Source organism: Streptomyces sp. NPDC055025 (assembly GCF_053608565.1).
This window is the reverse complement of sequence record NZ_JBSGVS010000055.1, coordinates 34,672-53,895: the sequence shown is the minus strand read 5'-3', so window position 1 is coordinate 53,895 and position 19,224 is coordinate 34,672. Positions and strand designations below refer to the sequence as shown.

The window sequence follows — 19,224 nt, the reverse complement described above, 5'->3', positions numbered from 1 at the left end:
CTAGGGTGAGGGTAAGGACGAGGGCGCCGTCCCGTAACCGCCGCCCCCCGGCGTCCGCATGACCAGCACATCGCCGGGGCCCATCTCCACCGAGTCGACGCCCCGCAGCCGCGTGACCGTACCGTCCGCGCGCTCCACCTCGTCGCGGCCGAGCGCGCCCGGCCGGCCGCCCGCCATGCCGTACGGCGGGACCCTGCGGTGCCCGGTGAGCAGGGTCACCGTCATCGGCTCCAGGAACCGGATGCGCCGGACCACACCGTCGCCGCCGTGCCAGCGCCCCGCGCCGCCGCTGCCGTCCCGTACGGCGAAGGCGTCGACCCGCACGGGAAAGCGCCACTCCAGCACCTCGGGGTCGGTGAGCCGGGAGTTGGTCATATGGGTCTGGACGGCGTCGGCGCCGTCGAAGCCGTCACCGGCGCCGGAGCCGCTGGCCACCGTCTCGTAGTACTGCACCCGGTCGTTGCCGAAGGTGAGGTTGTTCATGGTGCCCGACCCCTCGGCCTGGACCCGCAGCGCCGCGTAGAGCGCGCCGGTGACCGCCTGCGAGGTCTCCACATTGCCCGCGACGGTCGCCGCGGGATGGACGGGGGCGAGCATCGAGCCTTCCGGCACGCGGATCTCCAGCGGTTCCAGACAGCCGCTGTTGAGCGGGATGTCGTCGGCCACGAGCGTGCGGAAGACATAGAGCACGGCGGCCGTCACCACCGACCTGGGCGCGTTGAAATTGCCCGGGAGCTGGGGCGAGCTGCCGCTGAAGTCCAGCACCGCGCCGCGCGCCGCCCGGTCCACCCGCAGCGCCACCTCGATCACGGCGCCGCCGTCGGTCTCGTAGCGGTACGAGCCGTCGTGCAGCCCGGCGACGATCCGGCGCACGGACTCCTCGGCGTTCCGCCGCACATGCCCCATATAGGCCTGTACGACGTCGAGGGAGAACTGGTCGACCATACGGGCGAGTTCGGCGATGCCCTTCTCGTTCGCCGCGATCTGGGCCCGCAGATCGGCGAGATTGGTGCCGGGGTCGCGGGAGGGATGGCGCGCGGTGGTGAGCAGTTCCCTGGTCTCCGCCTCGCGGAACCGGCCGTCCCTGACGAGCAGCCAGTTGTCGAAGAGCACGCCCTCGTCGTGCACGGTCCTGCTGAAGGCGGGCATGGAGCCCGGGGTGATGCCGCCGATCTCGGCGTGGTGGCCGCGCGAGGCCACCAGGAACCGCACCCGCCCGCCCCCGTCGCCCGGCCCATCCGCCCCGTCCGCCCCGTCCCCCCTGTCCGCGTCGTCCGTCTCGTCCGCCCCGTCCGTCTCGTCGAAGACGGGGGTCACCACGGTCACATCGGGCAGATGGGTGCCGCCGTGGTACGGATCGTTGATGGCGTACACATCACCGGGCCGCAGACTGCCCTTGTTGCGCCGCAGCACCTCCTTGATGGATTCGCCCATCGATCCGAGATGGACGGGGATGTGCGGCGCGTTGGCGATGAGATTGCCCTCGGCGTCGAAGAGCGCGCAGGAGAAGTCGAGTCGCTCCTTGATGTTGACGGAGTGGGCCGTGTTCTCCAGCCGCACCCCCATCTGCTCGGCGATCGCCATGAAGAGGTTGTTGAACACCTCCAGCAGCACGGGATCGACCTCCGTACCGACCGCGACCCGCGAGGGGCGTGGCCGCACGCGCGTGAGCAGCAGATGCCCCAGCTCGCCCGCGCTCGCCCGCCAGCCCGGTTCGACCACGGTCGTGGCGTCGGCCTCGGCGATCACGGCGGGCCCGGTCACGCTCTCGCCGGGAGACAGCTCCTCGCGGCGGTACAGCGGGGTGTCATGGAGGCGGCCTTCGCTGAACATCCTTACGGAGGCGTACGGTTCCGCCCCGCCGGGCCGGCTCTCCGAGGGCCGGGGCGCGTACGGGGTGTGCGCGCCGGAGGCGCCCACGGCCTCGACCGAGACCGCCTCCACCACCAGGGGCTTGTCCATGGTGAAGGCGTAGCGCGAACGGTGCTCGGCCTCGAAGGCCGCGGTCATGGCCGCGACACCGTCCAGGGCGACCGGCAGACCGGCGTCCGTACCGGCGTACCGGAGCAGCACACGCGCGCGCGTGCTGATGGCGGAGTCCGGTACGGAGTCGGCGCGCAGCTCGGCGCGGGTGCGCCCGGCGAGGGAGTCGCACAGCTCACGCACCCGCCCCAGGGTCCGCTCGGTCAGCTCGGCCTCGACGGACTGCTCGCGCATGGCGGTGGCGTCGGCGAGCCCGATGCCGTACGCGGACAGGACCCCGGCGAGCGGCGGCACGATCACGGTGTCGACCCCGAGGGCGTCGGCGACCGCGCAGGCGTGCTGTCCGCCGGCCCCGCCGAAGCTGGTGAGCGCGTAGCGGGTGATGTCGTGTCCGCGCTGTACGGAGATCTTCTTGACGGCGTTCGCCATATTGAGCACGGCGATCTCCAGATAGCCCGCCGCGACCTCCTCGGGGGTGCGGCCGACGCCGGTGGCCTTCCGTACCTCCTCGGCGCGTTCCTCGAAGCGCCGCCGTACCACCTCGGTGTCCAGCGGCCGATCACCGTCCGGGCCGAACACCGCGGGGAAATGGGCGGGCTGGACGCGGCCGAGCATCACATTGGCGTCGGTCACGGTGAGCGGGCCGCCACGCCGGTAGCAGGCCGGGCCGGGCACGGCGCCCGCCGAGTCGGGGCCGACCCGGTAGCGCTGGCCGTCGAAGTGGAGGACGGAGCCGCCGCCCGCCGCGACGGTGTGGATGTTCATCATGGGCGCGCGCATCCGGACCCCGGCCACCTGGGTGCCGAGTTCCCGCTCGAACTCGCCCGCGTAGTGGGAGACATCGGTGGAGGTGCCGCCCATGTCGAAGCCGACGACCCGGTCGAAGCCGGCCTGCCGGGCCGTACGGGCCATGCCGACGACTCCGCCGGCCGGTCCGGAGAGCACGGCGTCCTTGCCGCGGAAGTGGGCCGCCTCCCGCAGCCCGCCGTTGGACTGCATGAACATCAGCCGGATACCGCGCAGTTCCCGGGCGACCTCGTCGACATAGCGGCGCAGGATCGGGGAGAGATAGGCGTCCACGACGGTGGTGTCGCCGCGCGGCACCAGCTTGATCAGCGGACTGACCTCGTGCGAGCAGCTCACCTGGGTGAACCCCGCCGCGCGTGCGGCGCCCGCGACGGCGCTCTCGTGCGCGCTGTGGCGGTATCCGTGCATGAGGACGACGGCGGCGCTGCGGAAGCCGTCGCGGTGGGCCGCGCGCAGCCGCCCGGTGACGGTGTCCAGATCGAGCGGCCGTACGGTCACGCCGTGTGCGTCGACCCGCTCGGGGACCTCGATGACACGCTCGTACACCGCTTCGGGGAGCACGATCCTGCGGTCGAAGAGCCGGGGCCGGTTCTGGTACGCGATCCGCAGGGCGTCCCGGAAACCCTCGGTGATGAGGAGGACGGTCGGCTCACCACGTCTCTCAAGGAGCGCGTTCGTGGCGACGGTCGTCCCCATCTTCACGACGGCGATCCGGTCGGCCGGGACCGGATCATGCGGACCGAGCCCGAGCAGCAGCCGGATTCCGGCGACCGCCGCGTCCCGGTACCGCTCGGGGTGGTGCGAGAGCAGCTTCCTGGTGACCAGCTCTCCGTCGGGGCGCCTGCCCACCACATCGGTGAAGGTGCCGCCCCGGTCGATCCAGAATTCCCAGCGCCCGGTCATTCCCCCATTCTCGCGCGGGGAGCGCCCGGGGAGAGGGTGGCGAGCGCGCGGGAGAGGGCCTGATCGGCGTGGACGTCGAGACGGCCGCTGGTGCCACGGGCCCAGTGCCGTACCTCGTCCCCCGCGAGGCGCAGCAGCTCGGGCAGCAGATCCCGGCAGCGGCGGGCCACCCAGGCCGCCCCCTTGGTCGCGAGCCACCCCAGCACGGCGGCGCGGCTGGGCGGGAGCTGGTCGACCTCCAGGGAGGGCGGCGGTCCGATGGCCAGCCCCCGGGCGGCGAGCGGCGCGTGGAAGCGCGCGGCGATCATCCGGTGGCCCCGCTCCCCGGGGTGCAGCCGGTCGGCGCTCCACAGTGACCGGTCGTTGACCCAGGCCGCCTCGGCCATATGGAGATGGACGGTGTCGTACCGCGCGGCCAGGGCGTGTACGACGGCGTTCAGCGCACGCTGCCTGCGTGCGAGCGGCCTGGCGAGCGGCAGGGGCAGCCCGAGCATGGTCCCCGGGTCGGGCAGACAGGTGGTCAGCAGGACGGCCCCGCGCGCGGCGAGGACGGCACAGACGCGGTCGAGGCGCTGGGCGATGTCCTGGATGTCGAAGGCGCAGCGGAGCGTGTCATTGACGCCGATGACGACGGACGCGATGTCCGGCCCGAAGTCGAGGACGTCCGGGACCTGCTGCTCCTCGACGTCCCGGGTCAGCGCGCCGCTGACGGCGAAGTTGTGGAACCGTACGCCGCTCTCGCCCTCGGCACCGGCCGGGCGGGCGGGCCCGAGGGCCCCGCCGAGCAGGGCGGCCCAGCCGCGCCACCCGCCGTCCACGCGGTCACCGATCCCGGCGGTCAGCGAGTCCCCGAGCGCGGCGAACCGCAGCGCCCGCACGGACGGGACGACGCCCTCCTTACGGAGGCCGACGGGAACGGGAGCGCCGGCCGGCCCGGCGCCGGACGATCCGGACCCGGACGTGGCCGGGGCCGCTGCCCCGGCGGCCCCGATGCCGCGGACGGTGCCGACGGAACCGTCCCGCGGCTCCGTCGGGGGCACCTCGGCGGCCGGACCGGCGCGACCGGCGGTTCCGTCGCCCGGCCCCGGCGCGCCGTCTCCCGGACCGGAGACCGGCGGCACAGCGCAAGCCATGGCACCGGCGGAGCCGTCGGCAGGCCGGGAGTCCTGGGTGGAGGGCGAAAGCGGCCGACCGGAGGCCGGCGAGTCGGCGGTCCCGGACTCGGCGGGCGTCCGGCCGGCGGGCGCCGGTCCCAGCGACGCCTGCCCGGCGGACGCCGGTCCCAGGGACATCTGCCCGGAGAGCGCCGGTCCCAGGGACGCCTGCCCGGGGAGCGGCTGTCCCGCGGACGCCTCACCGGCGGGCGCCTGCCCCGGCGCCGTCCGCACCGCGCGCGCGTCCGTCTCCACCGGGGCCATGGGCTGTTCCCCTCCTCGTACGACGATGCGCGGCGCCGCGTCCGAGCCCTCGCCGGTGCGTTCTCCGCCCGGCGCCGACTCCGCGATCTCCGCGCCCGTGGTCATCTCTGCGCTCCGTCCGGGCGGCGGATCTGCGACGGCACCTTGTTCAGCAGCGGGGCGTCGTGCGCGGCCAGGAAGCCGGCCACCGCGTTGTCCCAGCTGAAGAGCTCCGCGCGGGCACGGGCCGCGGCGCGGCGGTCGTCCTCCGGGCGCGTCAGCAGCTCCTGGATCGCGTCGGCGAAGGACACGGCGCTGTCCACGGCGGCCACCCCCGCGTCCCCGATGACCTCGGGCAGCGCCGACGACGCGCTCGGCACGACCGGGGTACCGCAGGCGAGCGCCTCCAGGGCCGACAGCCCGAAGGTCTCGGCCGGTCCCGGCGCCAGACAGATGTCCGCGGCGGCCTGGAGATCGGCCATCTCCTCGCGGTCGGCCACATGTCCGAGGAAGAGCGCGGGCAGCCGCTGGGCACGGGCCCTGCGGACCAGTCCGGCCCGCAGCGGACCCTCGCCCGCGACGACCAGCACGGCCCGTACACCCCGGTCCCGCAGTTCGGCGAGCGCGTCCAGCGCGGCGCCCGGCCGCTTCTCCACGGAGAGCCGGGAACCGAGCACCAGCAGTACGTCCGCACCGCGCGCGTACCGGGCCCGCAGGGCCTCGCTGCGCCGCTGCGGCCTGCACCGGGTCAGATCGACCCCGAGCGGCGCGCGCACCACGTTGCGGGCGCCGATGCGGAGGAACTCGCGCTCCGCCCACTCGGTGGTGCACACGATCCGCGAGTACGCCCACGCGCTGCGCGTGTTGAGCCGGTCCGCGGTCCGTCCCGCGGCGACCCCGGGTACGCCCCAGGTGCGCAGCACCCCGTCCGCCGTCTCGTGGGAGACCATCACCGAGGGGACCCGGTGGCGCCGTGCCCACTCCCCCGTCCACCGCAGCGTGGTCCGGTCGGAGACCTCGAGCCGGTCGGGCCCGAGCGATTCGAGCACCTCCCGCAGCCGCCGCCGGGCGGTCAGCACCCGGTAGCCGCCGGTGCCGGGGATGACGGGACCCGGCAGGGTGATCACCCGCCCCTGCACGGTGTCCTCGTCGGTCTCCCGCTCCCCGGGCACGATGAGCACCGGCTCGTGCCCGGCCGCGAGATAGCCGCTGCCGAGCTCCTGGAGCGCGGTACGCAGCCCGCCCGAGGCGGGGGTCACGAAGTTCGCCAGCCGTACGATCCGCAAGCCGCTCACGCGACCACCGCCGTGCGCGCGCCGAGGACCTCGTCGTAGTGGCCGAGGAGCTGGTCGCCGACGACGGCCCAGGTCCTGCCCTCCACGGTGGTGCGCGCCGCCCGCCCGTACGCCTCACGGAGCGCCGGGGCGTTGGCCAGGTCGCGCACCGCCTCGGTGACGGCGTCGGCGTCGTGCGGCGTCACCAGCGTGCCGGTGTACCCGTGGGCGACGAGATCGAGCGGTCCGCCCGCGGCGGGCGCGATCACCGGTACCCCGCTGGCCATGGCCTCCTGCACGGTCTGGCAGAAGGTCTCGTACGGTCCGGTGTGCGCGAACACGTCGAACGAGGCGAAGGTACGCGCGAGCTCGTCGCCGGTCGTACGGCCCAGGAAGACCGCGCCGGGCAGCGCGCCCCGCAGTGTGGTCTCGCTGGGCCCGTCCCCGACGATCACGACCCGGACGCCCGGCAGCTCGCAGACGCCCGCGAGGAGTTCGACATGCTTCTCGGGCGCCAGCCGGCCGACGTATCCGACGATCAGCTCCCCGTTGGGCGCGAGCCGCCTGCGCAGCTCCTCGTCCCGCAGCTCGGGCCGGAACCGTACGGTGTCCACCCCTCGCGGCCAGAGCCGCACCCGCGGGATGCCGTGCTCGGCGAGGTCGCGTACGGCCGCGCTGGACGGTGCCAGGGTGCGGTCGGCCGCGGTGTGCACGGTACGGATCCGGCGCCAGGCGGCCGCCTCTCCCGCGCCCACATAGGTGCGGGCGTAGCCGGCGAGGTCGGTCTGGTACACGGCGACGGCGGGGACCCCGAGCCGTGAGGCGGCCGTCATGCCGCGCACCCCGAGCACGAACGGGCCCGCCAGATGGACCAGTTCGGCGCGGTGCGCGGCGATGGTCGCCGCGACCCGCCGGCTGGGCAGCGCCACCCGTACCTGGGGATAGCCGGGCAGCGGCACGGAGGGCACGCGCACCACGGGGCACGGTGCGTCGATCTCGGCATCACCGGCGACGGCCGGGGCGATGACGAGCGGGTCATGACCGCGCGCGGCGAGGTGCCGGGCGGTTTGGAGGGCGCAGTGGGCTACGCCGTTGACATCCGGTGGGAAGGACTCGGTAACTATGACGACACGCATGTTCGTGTTGTCGTCCTACCGAGCGTGTCCCTGCCAACGTGGATCTTTCCGCGTGGGGAACGTCCCGTGAGCATTGGACGCGGGTCGCCTGCGGCGGGCGGGGGTGATGCACGGAGGGTAGCGATGTGATCACGGTGCGCGTGCGCGTTGCGCCTGGCGGCGCGGGAGCGGTTCGCGCCTGGCGGCGCGGGAGCGGTGCGTGGGTGGTGCGGGTGCCGGGGCCTCCGGAGGTGCGTGTCCGGACTGCTATCCTCACCGCGCTCCGCGCGAGCTGCGACGCTTTACGTCCGGACACGCACCTCCTCCGACCCCGCCCCCCTCCCGCCGGTACTCCGGCTGCGGGCCGCGATTCAAGCCCGTCCGGCGATTGAGGACGGAACCGCCCACCCCGGCACCGGGCTCCCGGACGAACGCGGGGCGAAAAACAAGCCCGTCCGGCGATTGAGGACGGAACCGCGCGCCCCGGCGCCGGGCTCCCGGGGGGACCCGGGGTGGAAAATGAGCCCGTCCGGCGATTGAGGACAGAAACCGGCGCGCGGTCAGGTCGTGGTCAGGAGGACGATCAGGAGTACCAGGCCCGCCAGCGCCGGCGCGATCACCTCGTACGCCCAGCGCACCACCGGCTCGCCCTGGGCCGTGGGGCGCGTCGTGGCCCGTTCGGACAGTTCGCGCATCTCCGCGACCGCGCGGTCCACGAGCGCCAGCCGGGCCGGGTCGGGGGCCTCGGAGCCGCCGCCGCGGGCCAGCCGGTCCTGGTAGCGGTGGGCGCGCTTGCGCTGGCGCAGGGAGACCGGGACCGCCCAGAGCTGGAACTTCCCGGCGCTCTCCGTGAGGACCTCGCACGAGAACGCGGCCCGTATCTCCGTCACCGTCGCCCAGGGCAGCGTGATCGTCCGGAACGGGTTCCTGATCCGCAGCCGGTCCTCCCCCGCGAAGACCGCCGGGCGCAGACTGAACGCGACGACGAGCGGTACGGAGAAGAGGAGACCGGCCAGTGCCAGCCAGGGGGTGCGGCCCGTGCCCCGGACGAGCGCGTCGACGCCGAGCCAGCCCGCGATCGCCAGCAGCAGGAGCCCGCCGAGGATCCCGCCGCCCGACCGGAAGACGCGGTCACGGTAGGTCGGCTGGGAGGTCTGGGGCGCTGGACTCGTCATATGCCCGATTCTGCCGTACGCGTCCGTAAAGCCTCGACGGACCTCCGGTCACAGCTCGGACTCACCTCTGTACAGGTCGCTACGCGCGTAGATATGCTCCTCTGGTGACCATGCCCACCATCACTCCCCCATTCGCCGACGTGACCGGGTCCGACAGCGCGCTGCGCCACTTCCTGCACGGGCTGCCGGGTGTCGACGCCGTCGGCCTGGAGGCGCGCGCCGGTTCGCTCGGGACGCGCTCGATCAAGACCACGGCCAAGGCGTACGCCATCGATCTGGCCATCTCCATGATCGATCTGACGACGCTCGAAGGCGCGGACACCCCCGGCAAGGTCCGGGCGCTCGCCGCCAAGGCCCTGCGGCCCGATCCGACCGACCGTACGACGCCCGCCACCGCGGCGGTCTGTGTCTATCCGGACATGGCGGGGACCGCGGTCGCCGCGCTCGCCGGGTCCGGGGTGAAGGTCGCGTCCGTCGCGACCGCCTTCCCGGCCGGCCGGGCCTCGCTCGCGGTGAAGCTCGCGGACACCCGCGACGCCGTGGCCGCGGGCGCCGACGAGATCGACATGGTCATCGATCGCGGCGCGTTCCTCGCGGGTCACTACCTCAAGGTGTACGAGGAGATCCGTGCGGTGAAGGAGGCGGCCGGAGCCGCCCGGCTCAAGGTCATCTTCGAGACCGGTGAGCTGTCCACGTACGACAACATCCGCCGCGCCTCCTGGCTCGGCATGATCGCGGGCGCGGACTTCATCAAGACGTCCACCGGCAAGGTCGGGGTCAACGCCACCCCCGCCAACACGCTGCTGATGCTGGAGGCCGTACGGGACTTCCGCGAGCGGACCGGGGTACAGGTCGGGGTGAAGCCCGCGGGCGGTATCCGCACCAGCAAGGACGCGGTGAAGTTCCTGGTGCTGGTCAATGAGACCGTGGGCGCGGACTGGCTGGACAGCCACTGGTTCCGCTTCGGCGCCTCCAGTCTGCTGAACGATCTGCTGATGCAGCGTCAGAAGCTCAGCACCGGCCGCTACTCCGGCCCCGACTATGTGACGGTGGACTGATCACCATGGCTTCTGTGTTCGAGTACGCGCCGGCGCCCGAGTCCCGTGGAATCGTCGACATCGCCCCGTCGTACGGGCTGTTCATCGACGGCGAGTTCACCGAGGCGGCGGGCGGGAAGGTCTTCAAGACCGTCTCCCCGTCGACCGAGGAGGTGCTCTCCGAGGTCGCCCAGGGCGGCTCCGAGGACATCGACCGGGCCGTCGGGGCCGCCCGCAAGGCCTTCGAGAAGTGGTCGGCGCTCCCCGGCGCCGAGCGCGCCAAGTATCTCTTCCGTATCGCCCGGATCATCCAGGAGCGCTCACGCGAACTGGCGGTCCTGGAGACCCTCGACAACGGCAAGCCGATCAGGGAGACCCGGGACACCGATCTCCCGCTGGTCGCGGCCCACTTCTTCTACTACGCGGGCTGGGCGGACAAGCTCGGCCACGCCGGGTTCGGCCGGAGGACGGCAGCAGGACACAGCGGGGCGGATCCGAGGCCGCTGGGTGTCGCGGGCCAGATCATCCCGTGGAACTTCCCGCTGCTCATGCTCGCCTGGAAGATCGCCCCGGCGCTCGCCACCGGCAACACCGTGGTGCTGAAGCCCGCGGAGACGACCCCGCTCTCGGCCCTCTTCTTCGCGGACATCTGCCGTCAGGCGGGGCTCCCCAGGGGCGTCGTCAATATCGTGACCGGTGACGGGAGTACGGGCGCGGCGCTCGTCTCGCACCCGGGTGTCGACAAGATCGCCTTCACCGGTTCCACCGCCGTCGGCAAGGCCATCGCGCGCGAGATCGCCGGTACGGACAAGAGGGTCACCCTCGAACTGGGCGGCAAGGGCGCCAATATCGTCTTCGACGACGCCCCCGTCGACCAGGCCGTCGAGGGCATCGTCACCGGGATCTTCTTCAACCAGGGCCAGGTCTGCTGCGCGGGCTCCCGGCTGCTCGTCCAGGAGTCGGTCCACGACGAGGTGCTGGAGTCGCTCAAGCGCCGGCTCTCGACGCTGCGCGTCGGTGACCCGCTGGACAAGAACACCGATCTCGGCGCGATCAACTCCGCCGAGCAGCTCGCCCGTATCACCGCCCTGGCGGAGACGGGCGAGGCGGAGGGCGCGGAGCGCTGGTCCCCGGCCTGCGAACTGCCGTCGTCCGGCTACTGGTTCGCGCCGACGCTCTTCACGAACGTCACCCAGGCGCACACCATCGCCCGTGACGAGATCTTCGGCCCGGTGCTGTCGGTGCTGACGTTCCGTACGCCCGAGGAGGCCGTGGCGAAGGCCAACAACACCCAGTACGGCCTGTCGGCGGGTATCTGGACGGAGAAGGGCTCCCGCATCCTGGCGGTCGCCAACAGGCTCCGGGCGGGCGTCGTCTGGGCCAACACGTTCAACAAGTTCGACCCCACCTCGCCCTTCGGCGGCTACAAGGAGTCGGGCTACGGCCGTGAAGGCGGCCGTCACGGTCTGGAGGCGTATCTCGCCCCGTCGAGCCCGGAGGGCGAGCACTGATGAGCACCGCTGACTCGACGCGACTGAGTGTCCTCAAGACCTACAAGCTGTACGTCGGGGGCAAGTTCCCCCGCAGCGAGAGCGGCCGGGTGTACGAAGTGACCGACTCCAAGGGCACCTGGCTGGCGAACGCCCCGCTGTCCTCCCGCAAGGACGCCCGGGACGCGGTCGTCGCGGCCCGCAAGGCGTTCGGCGGCTGGTCGGGCGCGACCGCGTACAACCGGGGCCAGATCCTCTACCGGATCGCCGAGATGCTGGAGGGCCGCAGGGGCCAGTTCGTCCGGGAGGTCGCGGACGCGGAGGGCCTGTCGAAGCCGAAGGCCACGGCGGCGGTGGACGCGGCGATCGACCGCTGGGTCTGGTACGCGGGCTGGACCGACAAGATCGCCCAGGTCGTGGGCGGCGCGAACCCGGTGGCGGGTCCGTTCTTCAATCTCTCCACGCCCGAGCCGAGCGGTGTCGTCACCGTCCTGGCGCCCCAGGACTCGTCCTTCCTGGGCCTGGTCTCGGCGCTCGCCCCGGTGATCGCCACGGGCAACACGGCGGTCGTCGTCGCGAGCGAGCGGTCCCCGCTGCCCGCGCTCTCCCTGGGCGAGGTGCTGGCCACCTCGGACCTGCCCGGCGGAGTGGTCAACGTCCTGTCGGGACGTACCTCCGAGATCGCGGCCCCGCTCGCCGCGCACCAGGACGTCAACGGGATCGACCTGACCGGCGCGGACGCGGCCCTGGCGAAGGAACTGGAGATCGCGGCGGCGGACAACCTCAAGCGGGTGCTGCGCCCGCACACCACCGACTGGTGGTCCGACCCGGGCACCCACCGTCTGACGGCCTTCCTGGAGACCAAGACGGTCTGGCACCCCACCGGCAGCCTGGGCGCCTCGGGCTCGTCCTACTGACGCCCGGGAGACCTCGCACGGTCCAGGCCCCGCTTTCCCTCATCCGGGCGAAAGCGGGGCCCTTTCAGTGCCCACTACTTGGCAGAGTCGTACGCTTCCAGACATGACTGACACCTACGCCATGACCGATGCCCGCGCCAACTTCGGCACGCTCGTGCGTCGGACAGCCCACTCGCGCGAGCGCATCGCCATCACCGACCACGGACATGTGGCAGCCATACTGATCAACCCGCAGGATCTGGCGGATCTGGAGGACTCGCTGGCGCTGGCCGAGTACCGGCTCAGGCAGGAGCGCGGCACAGTCGAGCCGGGCATCCCGCACGACGAGGTCGGCCGCATGCTGGGACTGCGGTAAATGACTTACGGAATCATCTGGGAGCCCCGCGCCACGAACGCGGCTCTGCGCCACCTCAAGGACGACCCGGCCGGACTCTCGGCCGTGTACGAAACCGTGGACAAGCTCGCGGCCGAACCACGCCCCGCCAACTCGATCCCGTACGGATCGGATGACGTGCGGCGCCTGCACATCGGTGATTACCGCGTCCTCTATCTGATCGATGACGACGTCATCCGGATCCTCGTCACCCATCTCGGCCGCACGGTCTGACCGTCAGGCCGGCGGGGCCGGGAGCAGTAGTTTCAGGGCCGGGCCCGCCAGGGGGAGGTCCTGGAGGGCGCCGCCGCCCTTGGTGAGCGGGTCCGTCAGCATTGCCGTGGAGAGCGGCTTGAAGTCGGCGATCTGGGTGCCCACCGCGTTGTCCAGCGGGTCCACGCCGGTGCCGGCCAGCGGGTTGAGCTTGAGCTTGGTGACGGGGGCGAGCGCGCCGGTGGTGGAGTGCGTGAGCGCGCCGGCGAGGCCCTGGCCCGCCGCCTCGCCCGCCGCGGCGAGCTGGAGATCGCTGTCCGGCGAGGCCACGGCGGCGGGCACACCGCCCAGGCCGAGGGCCGCGCCCGCCGCGGTGACGGTCAGACCCGCGCGCAGCAGAGCGCGGCGCGGGGAGGTGGGAGCCGCATGACGTGCCATGAGTTTTCCTGCCTGGCCGAGGGGAATTTCCTGTTTTGTAACGACACTCGGCCGTGCGGAGATGCGGTGTGGCACACCATCAGAACCGGTCGGCCCACGACCGGTCCGCACCGGTCCGTCATCGGTTCGCCATGATCCGTCGTGGTTCCGTACACCCGGGGGGTCACGTACCCGGGTCCATGCCGCACACTGGTGTCCCGTGAGTCCTCCTTCCCATCCCGCCCGGGTCCTCCTGCTCGCCGGCCCCTCAGGCTCCGGAAAGTCCTCCCTCGCCGCGCGTACGGGTCTGCCCGTGCTGCGCCTCGACGACTTCTACAAGGAGGGCGACGACCCGACGCTGCCGCTGGTCCCGGAGAGTTCGGACATCGACTGGGACTCCGCCCTGTCCTGGGACGCGGACGCCGCCGTCGCGGCGATCGAGGAGCTGTGCCGTACGGGCCGTACGGCCGTTCCCGTCTACTCCATCGCCACCAGCGCCCGGGTGGACACGGAGGTGCTCGACCTCGCGCACACGCCCGTGTTCCTCGCGGAGGGCATCTTCGCGGCGGACATCGTCGCGCGCTGCCGGGAGTCGGGGGTGCTGGCCGACGCGCTCTGTCTGCGCGGCCGGCCCTCGACGACCTTCCGGCGACGGCTGCTGCGCGATCTGCGCGAGGGGCGGAAGTCGGTCGGGTTCCTGCTGCGGCGCGGCTGGCGGCTGATGCGCGCGGAACGCGCCATCGTCGCCCGGCAGACGGCGCTGGGCGCGTATCCGTGCGGCAAGGCGGAGGCACTGGGCCGTATCACCGCCGCCGGGGCGGAAGCGGCGACCGCGGAAGCCGCGGCGGCGAAAGCGGTGGTACGGAATGCCGCGCCCTGTCCCTCATCCGCGCCCAGCCCCACCGCGAGCGGTCACTGAGCGGCTCCCACCGGGAGCGGCCCCCACGGGGAGCGGCCGACCGCGCGCGAGCGGCCGACCGCCTCCGCGGGAGCGGCCGGCCCTTCGGCCGCACGAAAACAGGACCGCACAAGACCCCCCGGTCCTGTACGGTCCCGCTTCTTTTCCCTGTGATCCCCCGGTGGGCCCCCACGACCCCCGAGTTCTCCGTGCACCCCCGTGCTTTCCCCGTACTCCCGCCGTCTCCCCCGAGACCGCGGGCCCCCCACTTTCCCCCGTGCTCCCCCGTGTTTCCCCCTGCGGCCCTCAGGCGACCAGTTCGCCGAAGGACTCCTCCTCGTCACGGCCGAAGCTGAGGACCTCGTCCTCGCGCAGCCGGCGGAGCGACCGCCAGATGCTCGACTTCACCGTGCCGACACTGATGTCGAGGATGTCCGCGATCTCCGGATCGGTGCGGCCCTCGTAGTAGCGCAGTACCAGCATCGTGCGCTGGAGTTCCGGCAGGCGTGCGAGCGCCTGCCAGAGCACCGCGCGCAGTTCCGTGCCGCGCATCGCGTCGGTGTCGCCCGCCGTCTCCGGCAGCTCCTCCGTCGGGTACTCGTTGAGCTTGCGCCTGCGCCAGGCGCTGATGTGCAGATTGGTCATGGTGCGCCGTAGATAGCCCCCGACCGCGGCCTTGTCGCTGATCCTGTCCCACGCCCGGTACGTCGAGAAGAGGGCGCTCTGGAGCAGGTCCTCGGCCTCGAACCGGTCGCCGGTGAGGTGGTAGGCGGTGGCGTACAGGGAGGCGCGGCGCTCCTGGACGTAGGCGGTGAACGCCGCCTCGGCGTCCCCCGACCGCGCCGGGAGCTGCCGCTCCCCCGAGACCTCCCCGTACGTGGCGGCTCCCCCGTTGCCCGCCAGGTCCGCGTCAACCACCGTCATGTACGACGGCTTGTGCTGACGCCCGGCGCCGCGAACGCACCCCCGCCCGTTCACGGCGCCGGACTTCTCACTGCTCCTTGTGACGTCGTGAAGACGCGTGACCACCGCGTTCGAGGCCGTGCCGTGCACTGCGTTCATCCCGCGCCCCCCGTCGTTTGGAGTTGCTTCTTTCCCTGTGACCAAGAGCTTGCCGGGGCAGTTTCATGGCGCTGTCCGCCGACTGTCACAGGCCTGTCACAGGCGGCGGCGTACCTTGCGCGAACCGGGCGGAAAGGATGGGAGCGCTCCAACTGTCGAACTGTGGTCCCCCCATGGGACAGAATGACCTCCGTGCCTTTCCTGTTGCTGATCGAGGACGACGACGCCATCCGCACGGCCCTCGAACTCTCGCTGTCGCGCCAGGGCCACCGAGTGGCCACCGCGGCGACGGGAGAGGACGGCCTGAAACTGCTCCGCGAGCAGCGGCCGGATCTGATCGTGCTGGATGTGATGCTGCCCGGGATCGACGGTTTCGAGGTGTGCCGGCGCATCAGGCGCACCGACCAGCTGCCGATCATTCTGCTGACCGCGCGCAGCGACGACATCGATGTGGTGGTCGGCCTGGAGTCCGGGGCCGACGACTATGTGGTCAAGCCGGTGCAGGGCCGGGTGCTGGACGCGCGGATCCGCGCGGTGCTGCGGCGCGGCGAGCGCGAGTCCACGGATTCGGCGACCTTCGGCGGTCTGGTGATCGACCGGTCCGCGATGACGGTCACCAAGAACGGCGAGGATCTCCAGCTCACCCCGACCGAGCTGAGGCTGCTGCTGGAGCTGAGCCGCCGCCCCGGCCAGGCGCTCTCGCGGCAGCAGCTGCTGCGGCTGGTGTGGGAGCACGACTATCTCGGCGACTCGCGTCTGGTGGACGCGTGTGTGCAGCGGCTGCGCGCGAAGGTGGAGGACGTACCGTCCTCGCCGACCCTGATCCGTACGGTGCGCGGAGTGGGCTACCGGCTGGACGCGCCTTCGTGAGTGAGGCACACGCGATGGACGGGCCGGACCGCGGCCCGCACGGCCCGCACGGCCCGCTGGAGAACGGCGCGGGTGCCGGTGATGGCACCGGCTCGGATGCCGGCTCGGGCGCGGGCACCGGCTCGGGCACCGGCGGTGCGCGGCGCAGCGCGGCGGAGAAGGGCAGCGCCACGAAGAAGGCGATCCTCGCGGGGCTCCGCTGGACCAGTCTGCGGCTGCGGCTCGTGGTCGTCTTCGGGGCGGTGGCCCTGACCGCGGCGGTCTCCGCGTCGGGGATCGCGTACTGGCTCAACCGCGAGGCCGTGCTGACCCGCACCCAGGACTCGGCGCTCAACGACTTCCAGCAGAAGATGCAGAGCCGGGCGGCGGAGCTGCCCCTGTGGCCGAGCCAGAGCGAGCTCCAGGACACCGCGGAGCAGATGGCCGACGGCAACGCCGGTTACAGCGTGCTGCTGATAGGTGAGCGCGCCGAGGGGAAGCCCGTCGTCGGCGCCTCCGACCGGGACACCTTCACCCTGGACGACGTACCGAAGTCGCTCCAGGAGGCCGTGAACGGCCGGCAGAAGGTCACCTCCGGGAACGCCTACCCGTACCACGTCTTCTGGCTACGCACCGAACTGGGCGGTACGCCCTATCTGGTGGGCGGTACGCGGATCATCGGGGGCGGTCCGACCGGCTATCTCCTGAAGTCCCTGGACCAGGAGCGCGCGGATCTCAACTCGCTCGCCTGGTCACTGGGGATCGCGACGGCCCTCGCGCTCGTCGGGTCGGCGCTGCTGGCGCAGGCCGCGGCCACCACCGTGCTCAAGCCCGTGCAGCGGCTGGGCGAGGCGGCGCGGCAGCTCGGTGAGGGCAGGTTCGGGACCCGGCTGCGGGTGTCGGGGACGGATGAGCTGGCGGATCTCTCGCGTACGTTCAACAAGGCCGCCGAGTCGTTGCAGAAGAAGGTCGCGGACATGAGCGCGCGGGAGGAGTCCAGCCGCCGCTTCGTCGCCGACATGTCCCATGAGCTGCGTACGCCGCTGACCGCGCTGACCGCCGTGACGGAGGTGCTGGAGGACGAGGCGGACAGTCTCGACCCGATGATCGCGCCCGCGGTGACCCTGGTGGTGAGCGAGACCCGGCGGCTCAATGTGCTGGTGGAGAATCTGATGGAGGTCACCCGCTTCGACGCGGGTACGGCCCGGCTCGTCCTGGACGATGTCGATGTCGCCGACCAGGTCACGGCCTGTATCGACGCGCGGGCCTGGCTGGACGCGGTGGAACTGGACGCGGAGCGCGGCATCATGGCCCGGCTCGATCCGCGGCGGCTCGATGTGATCATGGCGAATCTGATCGGCAACGCGCTCAAGCACGGGGGTTCGCCGGTGCGGGTGGCGGTGCGCACGGAGGACGGCTCCCTCGTCATCGAGGTACGGGACCACGGGCCCGGTATCCCCGAGGACGTCCTGCCGCATGTCTTCGACCGTTTCTACAAGGCGAGCGCGTCACGGCCGCGTTCGGAGGGCAGCGGTCTGGGGCTGTCGATCGCGATGGAGAACGCCCATATCCACGGCGGTGACATCACCGCGGCCAATGTGCCGGACGGCGGCGCGATGTTCGTACTGCGCCTGCCGAAAAACGGCGCGGAGCCGGACGACGCGGCGGCGCGGGACGGGGAAGCGGAACCGGGAGAGGAAGGCGACGCGCGGTGACGCGGATGAGGCGGCCGACGCGAAGCGGACGGAACGGCGGAAGGACGGCCGGCACGCTGCCCGGGGCTCGGCTCGGGCGGGACGCGGTGACCGGCGGGGCTCGGCGTGTGCCCCGGCTCGGGCCGGACCGGGTGACCGGCGGCGGAACGGCCGATGGCGACCGGACCGGCGACAACCGGACCGGTGACGGTAGAGCCCGCGCGGGCCTGGCCCGTCGGCCGGGATCCCGGGGCGCGCGGCTCGCGGGCGCCCTGGTCGTCCTGCTCGCCGCCCTCGCGGCGGGGTGCGGGATCAGGACCACCTCGGTGCCGGTGGACGCGGGGCCCGCGCCCTCGCGGATGCCGTGCCAGGTCGCGGGAGAGAACGTGATCACACAGTCGCGGCCCGGCGTTCCCGTGCGGATCTATCTGGCCTGCGCGTCCGGCCTCGCGTCGGTGGAGCGCGCGGCGCCGATCCCGCAGGGGAAGTCGGTCGACGGCCGCCTGTCGATCGCGCAGAGCCTGCTCGACGAGCTCCAGGCACAGCCGTCCACGAGCGAGCGGGAAGCGGGCTTCACCACCTACGTACGGAGTCCGCTGGTCCTCTCCCCGCCCCGCGAGGGCGACCCCGCCGGCACACTGCGGCTCAGCCGCCAGCCCGAGGACCTGCCCGCGACCGCGCTCGCCCAGATCGTCTGCACCTTCGCGGAGAGCGAGGTCACGGCCGGCACGGTGGTCCTGGGCGGCCCCGGCGACTATCCCCCGCGCGGCTACGGGTGCGACCAGAAGACGAAGAGCAACCCGGACACGGCGGTCCCCACGCTCGCCCCGCGTCCCTCGGCCTCCACGTCGGCTTCCGGTTCCGCGTCGGCTTCCGGTTCCGCTTCCGCGTCCGGTTCCGTTTCCGCGTCCCGTTCCGCGTCGGCGCCGTGACATCCGGCGTGCCGGGGTGATACCCGTCTCATGGCGGCGTTCCCGCGCCGGTGGCGGAACCGATTCCGCCGGCCCGCGCGTCCTTGGGTACGTGCGTCAAGGTCCGGGCGGCACCGCCGTCATCCGCGTCCGTACGGCGGGGCTCGTACTCCTCCTTCTGCATCTCGCGCTGGTGGGGTGGCTGACGCTCCGCCCACTGGACGTTCCGTGGGTGCACGCGGCCAATCTGACACCGTTCGCGGGCATCAAGGCGGATCTGGCCCTCGGCCCCCTCATGGGCGCGCGCCGGATCGCCGAAGGACTGCTCCTGCTGGCCCCGCTCGGGGTGCTGCTGCCCATGGCGGGGGGCAGGGTCGCCGTGTCCGGCTGGGCCTCCATGGCCCGTACGGTCACGGCGGGCGCGCTGATCTCCCTGGGCATCGAGCTGCTCCAGACCGGGGTCCCCGGCCGCGTGGTCGACGTCGACTCGCTCCTGCTCAACACGGCGGGTGTGGCGCTGGCCCATCTGCTGCTGGTGCCCGCCGGGCGGGCACGGCTGCGGCGCGGGCGCCGGTCCCGTACGCCGCGTCGCGCACCCCGCCTGGGCGACGGGACGGAAACCGTCCATCGGGACGAGGCCCCTCAGGGAGCGACCCCGACGATTCCCAGGGTCGGCATCGCTCCGTAGAGCGACGCTCGGGCCCCGGCT

At 72.5% G+C, this 19,224-nt stretch carries 17 protein-coding genes; 10 read left to right on the top strand and 7 right to left on the bottom strand.

The features are described 5' to 3' along the window. From ACWGDX_RS29100 to ACWGDX_RS29080, 5 genes are all read right to left on the bottom strand, one after another. Positions 1–3,693 carry a hydantoinase B/oxoprolinase family protein gene (locus ACWGDX_RS29100; protein WP_453630265.1) on the bottom strand — a complete coding sequence of 1,231 codons (3,693 nt, stop codon included), beginning with the start codon at positions 3,691–3,693 and terminating at the stop codon, positions 1–3. Beyond that, positions 3,690–5,216: a GDSL-type esterase/lipase family protein gene (locus tag ACWGDX_RS29095; RefSeq protein ID WP_453630263.1), complete on the bottom strand. Its 1,527-nt coding sequence runs from the start codon at positions 5,214–5,216 to the stop codon at positions 3,690–3,692. Before ACWGDX_RS29095 ends, ACWGDX_RS29100 begins: the two co-directional genes overlap by 4 nt. Beyond that, the gene (locus ACWGDX_RS29090) at positions 5,213–6,385 is read right to left on the bottom strand and encodes a glycosyltransferase (protein WP_363085487.1); all 1,173 of its coding nucleotides are present in this window, start codon (positions 6,383–6,385) and stop codon (positions 5,213–5,215) included. The genes ACWGDX_RS29095 and ACWGDX_RS29090 overlap by 4 nt, the downstream gene beginning before the upstream one ends. Next, positions 6,382–7,500: a glycosyltransferase family 4 protein gene (locus ACWGDX_RS29085; protein ID WP_453630261.1), complete on the bottom strand. Its 1,119-nt coding sequence runs from the start codon at positions 7,498–7,500 to the stop codon at positions 6,382–6,384. Before ACWGDX_RS29085 ends, ACWGDX_RS29090 begins: the two co-directional genes overlap by 4 nt. Before the next feature lie 539 nt (positions 7,501–8,039). Further along, on the bottom strand, positions 8,040–8,654 hold the full coding sequence (locus ACWGDX_RS29080) for a PH domain-containing protein (RefSeq protein WP_453630259.1): 615 nt from the start codon (positions 8,652–8,654) through the stop codon (positions 8,040–8,042). Between the two features lie 110 nt (positions 8,655–8,764). On the opposite strand from ACWGDX_RS29080, the gene deoC reads away from it, so the two are divergent. The 5 genes from deoC (at position 8,765) to ACWGDX_RS29055 (ending at position 12,705) form a co-directional block, all read left to right on the top strand. Further along, on the top strand, positions 8,765–9,712 hold the full coding sequence (gene deoC, locus ACWGDX_RS29075) for a deoxyribose-phosphate aldolase (RefSeq protein ID WP_453630286.1): 948 nt from the start codon (positions 8,765–8,767) through the stop codon (positions 9,710–9,712). 5 nt (positions 9,713–9,717) lie between these two features. Continuing rightward, complete coding sequence (locus ACWGDX_RS29070; protein WP_453630257.1) at positions 9,718–11,202, top strand: aldehyde dehydrogenase family protein; 1,485 nt, start codon at positions 9,718–9,720, stop codon at positions 11,200–11,202. Beyond that, complete coding sequence (locus ACWGDX_RS29065; protein ID WP_453630255.1) at positions 11,202–12,098, top strand: aldehyde dehydrogenase family protein; 897 nt, start codon at positions 11,202–11,204, stop codon at positions 12,096–12,098. Before ACWGDX_RS29070 ends, ACWGDX_RS29065 begins: the two co-directional genes overlap by 1 nt. Positions 12,099–12,201: 103 nt before the next feature. After that, on the top strand, positions 12,202–12,453 hold the full coding sequence (locus ACWGDX_RS29060; RefSeq protein WP_365906579.1) for a type II toxin-antitoxin system Phd/YefM family antitoxin: 252 nt from the start codon (positions 12,202–12,204) through the stop codon (positions 12,451–12,453). After that, the gene (locus ACWGDX_RS29055; RefSeq protein ID WP_453630254.1) at positions 12,454–12,705 is read left to right on the top strand and encodes a type II toxin-antitoxin system RelE family toxin; all 252 of its coding nucleotides are present in this window, start codon (positions 12,454–12,456) and stop codon (positions 12,703–12,705) included. It abuts the gene before it with no gap. A gap of 3 nt (positions 12,706–12,708) precedes the next feature. On the opposite strand, the gene ACWGDX_RS29050 is transcribed toward ACWGDX_RS29055, so the two are convergent. Continuing rightward, a complete protein-coding gene (locus ACWGDX_RS29050; RefSeq protein WP_453630252.1) occupies positions 12,709–13,122 on the bottom strand; it encodes a hypothetical protein in 414 nt (137 codons plus the stop codon). 199 nt (positions 13,123–13,321) lie between these two features. Between ACWGDX_RS29050 and ACWGDX_RS29045 the strand changes: the two genes are divergently transcribed. Beyond that, positions 13,322–14,020 carry a uridine kinase family protein gene (locus ACWGDX_RS29045; RefSeq protein WP_453630250.1) on the top strand — a complete coding sequence of 233 codons (699 nt, stop codon included), beginning with the start codon at positions 13,322–13,324 and terminating at the stop codon, positions 14,018–14,020. 285 nt (positions 14,021–14,305) lie between these two features. On the opposite strand, the gene ACWGDX_RS29040 is transcribed toward ACWGDX_RS29045, so the two are convergent. Further along, on the bottom strand, positions 14,306–15,061 hold the full coding sequence (locus tag ACWGDX_RS29040) for a SigE family RNA polymerase sigma factor (RefSeq protein WP_453630248.1): 756 nt from the start codon (positions 15,059–15,061) through the stop codon (positions 14,306–14,308). A gap of 192 nt (positions 15,062–15,253) precedes the next feature. Here ACWGDX_RS29040 and afsQ1 point away from each other — a divergent pair, with 192 nt between their 5' ends. The 4 genes from afsQ1 to ACWGDX_RS29020 all read left to right on the top strand — a co-directional run bounded on the left by afsQ1 (position 15,254) and on the right by ACWGDX_RS29020 (position 19,203). After that, entirely contained in the window at positions 15,254–15,931 is a 678-nt protein-coding gene (gene afsQ1 / locus ACWGDX_RS29035) for a two-component system response regulator AfsQ1 (protein ID WP_079124961.1), read from the top strand. After that, positions 15,928–17,625, top strand: a complete 1,698-nt coding sequence (locus ACWGDX_RS29030) for an ATP-binding protein (protein WP_453630245.1) — start codon at positions 15,928–15,930, stop codon at positions 17,623–17,625. The genes afsQ1 and ACWGDX_RS29030 overlap by 4 nt, the downstream gene beginning before the upstream one ends. 107 nt (positions 17,626–17,732) lie before the next feature. Further along, positions 17,733–18,536, top strand: a complete 804-nt coding sequence (locus ACWGDX_RS29025; protein WP_453630243.1) for a hypothetical protein — start codon at positions 17,733–17,735, stop codon at positions 18,534–18,536. 91 nt (positions 18,537–18,627) lie between these two features. Next, positions 18,628–19,203 (top strand): VanZ family protein, encoded by a 576-nt coding sequence (locus ACWGDX_RS29020; protein WP_453630242.1) that lies wholly within the window; start codon positions 18,628–18,630, stop codon positions 19,201–19,203. Positions 19,204–19,224 lie beyond the last annotated feature (21 nt).